The organism is Mesorhizobium sp. M1A.F.Ca.ET.072.01.1.1, from assembly GCF_004023325.1.
In the GTDB taxonomy this organism is placed as follows: Bacteria; Pseudomonadota; Alphaproteobacteria; order Rhizobiales; family Rhizobiaceae; genus Mesorhizobium.
The window spans coordinates 1-5,287 of record NZ_RZSF01000394.1 but is presented as its reverse complement, the minus strand read 5'-3'; the positions used below and the strand labels follow the sequence as shown (position 1 = coordinate 5,287).

Here is a 5,287-nt window from a genome sequence, read left to right as displayed (position 1 = left end):
CTTGAGGGTTCTGCCGGTGCGCTGTTGCTCGTCGCTGTAGCCGGCGTTTTGTTTCCCCTGCGCGAACGCCACGATTCCGAACCCGATCCTTTGGAGGCATTCGACGCTCCCGCTGTCGCTCTCAATTTGAAACCGAGAAGCGGCCCGATCGTGGTCAAGGTCGAATATCTCATAGCCGAGAAGAACGTCGAGGCCTTCCTCGTCCTGATGCGGCAGCGCAGGCATGTCCACAGCCGCGTCGGTGCCCGGAACTGGACGCTCCAGCGCAACCTTCAGAAGCCTATGCAATGGACAGAGACATTCCGCACGCCGACCTGGACGGACTACCTTCGCCTGAACCACCGTCTCACTGAAGTCGACAAGGAACTGGACGAGCGTGTCTTCGAGTTGCACGCGGGAGAGGAAGCGCCTCAAATGACGCTTTCGATTGAGCGGCCGACAAGCTCACCCCGCAAACGCGCAATCCTCCCACTTCCCCGGCATTGAAGCCCGACCGGCCCACATTTGGGGCAACAGCCATCGTTAAACGATCGCGCTCAAACGGTTCCAGGCGGAGGCGGGCGATCCACCGCATTCGATGGTCAGCGCTGGAGAAGAAACAATAGGCTGCGGGCGCGATCCGATCAGCCCGCCTTGACGAGCATCGACAGCCAAGCCGCCGCGAGTGTCGGTAAAACATGTTTGCGAAGGACACCACCCTCCGTCCGCATCGCTCACACTCGCCGCATGGATCGTTTCTAGGTCAGGCGGAGCCGGTCGCGCGTTTGCTGCAGGACCATCGATTCTGGAGAGGACTGTCGCGCCCGTGCAAGCTTCCAGTCGTGTTGCTGAGCGAGGAGGTCGTCGCTTCGCTCGAGGTTGTGCCTGGTCTCGAGAGCCGCCGCGCCGGGTCGGGCTGCGCGTCGATTACACGAACGGCCCGCAGGTTTAAATCTCCGGCCAGGCCGCCGCCCATCGCTCATGTCGCGCGGCACGACCCTCCGGTACGTCAGTGTAATTAAGAGCCCTTCACCCATCGACGACGTCAGGCAGGGTCTCCGCGACGACGCTTAGATTTTGGTCAAACGCCTCGGTGTCGGTTGCGTGGACGCGGAACGACCGCACCTTGTCGAGGATTGCTGCCACCGCCGCCTCTTTTTCGGGCGCTATGCGTGTTGTGGCCGCTCTGGCGGCCAAGGCGGAAAAATCTACCGTGGCAGGGCGCAGCAACGTTGTGTCGGCTTTCGCTCCCTGGTGGTCGTTGGTGATCGTCCGCGGGCGCGGTGGGGGCGACGCCGTTCGCCCAGTTTTTGCGGCAAAGGTGGCGCCGCGCCGTAGGCGATGGTCAGCCATGCCCGAGCGGTATGTTGGTGCTGTCGGCGAAATCGGAGGAAGCGGAGGCGAGATAGCCGATTGAGGATGGATACCCGCAAGGCTTTTCGGGCGGGCACCATCCACGGATGCCGGCAGCGGCATGAAAGCTCGTTGAGCGAGCTTGGCGTCGGCGAAGTAGAAGTTTCGCGTGCCGAGAATCGGCAATTGACCGCGCGGCAGGATGAGCACCTTGTTTTTGTCCAAAGTGCGGATTTCGTCTGGTCGCCTCAGTGGCCGACGCACTTCCTTACTGTGGACCGAGCGCGTGTAATAGGTGTCGAACAAAGTTGCCTTGGTACGCGTCACATCCTTTTGCATTTCGGACGTCTCGCCCAGTTGCTCGGAGACATAGCGTAGATCATCAGCGTCCTGCGCGCCGAAAAAGATCTGGACGCGCGCGGCGTTGATGAGCGTCTTGCGCCCTTCCTCGCGATAGATCTCATCCACTGCCTTCAGCGATTGGACAAAAAACCACATCGGCACCCCGTTGCCGCCCAGGACGCTCGCCATTTCGGTCACCTTCTCAAGCTTGCCGAGGTTCTGGAATTCATCCAACAGGACCAGCACTTGATGCTCGTCCGGACGCCGCAAGCTTTCCGACATGAAGTTCATCATCTGTGTGATGAGAACGTTAAATAAGGGACCGAGAGATGCGATCTGCTCGCGCCGCACGTCCAGATAAAGGGAGATGCGGTCGCGCTTGAGCTTGCGAATGTCGAAGGTGCTGCGCGAGGTGGCCCGCATGAGGCGTTCGTTGAGAAACGGCGCCATGCCGGTTCGCACGCCAGCATAGATACCCGAAAACTGCCGCTCGGACATATCGAAGTAGGGCAACAGGGTTTGCAGCGTGAAATGCGAGCATTCGCACCGGCGCTCCTGCCGCAGCGAGCCGATGAATTCCAGGAGCGGCTGCTCCGCGCCGTTCATGATCTCCAGAATGGTTGCGAAGGTCTTTTTCTCGTTCGGAACCGATGGCGATTCCATGACATAGGAAGCGATGCCGGTGAACAGAAGCCGGGCGTCGTTAACCCAATAAGGGTCTGCGTTTGAGGGCGGCCGCGGGAAAAGCGCCGCGGCGATGTTGCGCAGATCGATGTCGCGTTGCGCCGAATCCAACGAGATGAAATCCATCGGGTTGTAGAAGGCCGTTTTGCCGTCCGGGTCGGCAGGCGCAAAGCGCACAACCTGGCTCACGGTCGACCGGTAGCCAGCAGTCGCGGCGTAGGTTTCACCACGAAGATCGAGGACGACCAGCGAATGCGGCCAGACCAGCGCATTCGGGATGATGATCGAAGCACCTTTGCCGGAGCGCGGCGGTCCGATGACAAAGCCGCCAACGTCGTCGCCATCCACCCATAGTTTTCTGCCTCCGAGCAGTTTCAGGCGAGTGAGGCTGATTTTGCCGGTGCGCCGATCGCGATGCGGCCTGAAAATCTCGGCCAGCTTACCACCTGCCCGGCCGATGAAGACACCACCGGCCTTGGTCAACCTTGCTTTGGATATATCCCGCATGGTCATGAAGCGAGAATCGTTGCGCGTCTTCGGCCGCATCAAGAAGACGCCGAGCAGGGGCGACAAGAAACCGACAAAACCGGCGGCAAGGGCGTATTGCACCCGCCCGAAATCCCTCGCCGCCACGTCCGCCCAGGCCAAATGCATGACCGGCACTGGATTGGCGTTCAACTGATCAAAGAGAACATGGGAGCCAGTCGTGTACCAATCCGTCGCTGCATAGGCGATCGTGAAAAGCAGGGCGCCCAAAGCCATTCCCATGAGCACCATGAAGATTGCCGTTGCGATTTTCTGCATCGGGTCCCCGCTAGATTGTCTCCGCCTTGGTGAACTTTATCTCGCTGATGCCGCGTCGACCGCGTTCGGTCCGCACCATCTGGACAACGACCGGGACGACCTCCCGCAGGTAGTCGAGGATCTCGCTTCGCGAGAGCCCCGAGGAGCCCTGAATGACCATGAGCGCGAGCCGCTCGTACGCGGACCGTGCGGAATTGGCGTGAACGGTCGTGAGCGAACCTGGATGACCGGTGTTGATGGCCTGGAGGAACGCAAAGGTTTCCGCGCCGCGCAGTTCGCCGAGCAGCAGGCGGTCTGGCCGCATGCGCAGGGCAGCCTCGAGCAGCTGTTGCGCAGAGACTTTCGCAAGACCCTGATCGCCCTTCGAGGCAATCAGGGCGACATTGTTGGCCACCGGCGGCTTCAGTTCGCGCGTGTCCTCGATCGTGATGAGGCGCTCGTGGCCGGGGATTTCCTTCAAGAGGGCATTCAAAAATGTCGTCTTGCCGGTCGACGTGCCGCCCGAAACAACGATCGAGATGCGGTTGCGCACTGCATACTGCAAGAACTCCATGGGCGAGGTGTCGTGCAACATCTCCACCAGCCGCGTCTCCTGCGGCGACCACGCAAGACCGCTACCCATTGCGGTGTTCTCGAAAGCGCCGATGTTCTGATAGTCATCGAGGGTCATATCCATGATGACTTGCCTGCGGATAGAGATAGCGCCGCCATCGGGGGCAGCAGGCGGGAGGATGCACTGGATGCGCTCACCGGAGGGGAGAGCGCCCGACAGCACCGGCCTCTCTTCGTTGATGACCTGATTTGTCGCCGAGGCCACGCCGGTTGCGATGTTGCGGATCCAGCCGGGCGTGACTTCGCGCCTGACAACGTGCTCCATTTCCTTCGCGCCAAGCCGTTCTATGAAAAGTTCGCCTGGCCGGTTGATCGCGATTTCGGAAACCGCTTCTTCCTGCAAATACGGCCAGATCGGTTCCAGATGAGCACGCAGCACCGGCGCTCTCGCCCATGGGTCCGGGAGGGGATGCACGGCGTTCATTTCACCGGGTTCCCATAGCCAGGATAATAATGATCCTTCGGCGTCGAAAAGAGCGGCGTCGGATCGATCGCCTGCTTCGGCCTGCCTCCAGCCCTTAGGCGTGCCAGTTCCTGTTGCACCGGATCGGCGTACAGATCGGAGAAGTCCAGATCGCGGCGGACCAAAACCACGACTGACGTGCCCTGATCGACATAGACCGTCGGGGCGATGTTCTGCGTGTCGCGGAACGCCTCCTGCGCGAGCTGCTGCAGGGCAGTCGATGACTTGTCGAACGCGATGCTGCGCGCGTCGCGCTGCGATCCGTTACCGCCATACGTCACGGTTGTGGTTTCCCCCGTCACCGGGTCGATTGTGGTCACCTGCCGCTGTTGCGCGCCTTGGCCGCTGTCGGCGAGCGACGACAAATATTCGGAGACGCCGCCCACCACCGACAACATGATGGCGTTGCCATAGCGTTCGAGCCAGTGCGTGTCGACGCGACCCGCCATGCCGCCACGACCAAGCGCGTCCGCCCCGGGCGACTTGATGTCGACGGAAATGCCATCCGAGCGGATGACCCGGTTCCAGACGATGAAAACCCGTTTCTGGCCGCGAGCCAGCCCGGAGCGATATTCGCCCGTCAGGCGCGAGCCCTTCGGGATGAGGACCCGCCTGCCGTCGAGGGAAAAGACATCTTCGCGCACGACTGCGCGCACGGCGACCGGAAGATCCGTGTTGATCGCAGTTTCCAGATAACCGCGGATCACCGTGCCTTCTGGAATCAGGGCATCGGTGCGCCGGAAAATCCGCGCCTTCGCGATGCCGGTGGAACTGGCCTCGGACTGTGCCAGAAACGCCTTGTTGGGATCGCTGTCGGCGCCGGGCACGGGAACAATCTGGCCGTCAGGTGCGATCTCAGCCTGTCCGGCTTCAGAGCCATTGGCTGTCGAGCTCGTTTCATCATTCGTCACCATCTGGTTTGACCGCAGGCGTTCCCATACCGCTTTTTCGCGCTCGGCCGCCTCCGCCTTGCTGCGAGCCTCTTCCTCGGCCGCTGCCTTGCGCCGGGCTTCCTCTTCCGCGGCCTTGCGACGAGCTTCCTCGGCAGCC

At 61.4% G+C, this 5,287-nt stretch carries 4 protein-coding genes; 1 reads left to right on the top strand and 3 read right to left on the bottom strand.

Going from position 1 to position 5,287, the window contains the following annotated elements; translation table 11 throughout:
• A partial coding sequence (locus EOA32_RS32595; protein WP_189407565.1) for an MFS transporter occupies window positions 1-486 on the top strand: 486 nt, incomplete at its 5' end.
• 522 nt (window positions 487-1,008) lie between these two features.
• Here the strand turns inward: EOA32_RS32595 and EOA32_RS32590 are convergent.
• From EOA32_RS32590 to virB10, 3 genes are all read right to left on the bottom strand, one after another.
• Window positions 1,009-3,162, bottom strand: a complete 2,154-nt coding sequence (locus EOA32_RS32590) for a type IV secretory system conjugative DNA transfer family protein (protein ID WP_128373927.1) — start codon at window positions 3,160-3,162, stop codon at window positions 1,009-1,011.
• A gap of 10 nt (window positions 3,163-3,172) precedes the next feature.
• Window positions 3,173-4,198, bottom strand: a complete 1,026-nt coding sequence (virB11, locus tag EOA32_RS32585) for a P-type DNA transfer ATPase VirB11 (protein WP_128373926.1) — start codon at window positions 4,196-4,198, stop codon at window positions 3,173-3,175.
• Window positions 4,195-5,287 (bottom strand): type IV secretion system protein VirB10 (virB10, locus tag EOA32_RS32580; RefSeq protein ID WP_145971426.1); only part of this gene is annotated, 1,093 nt, incomplete at its 5' end. The genes virB11 and virB10, both read right to left, overlap by 4 nt.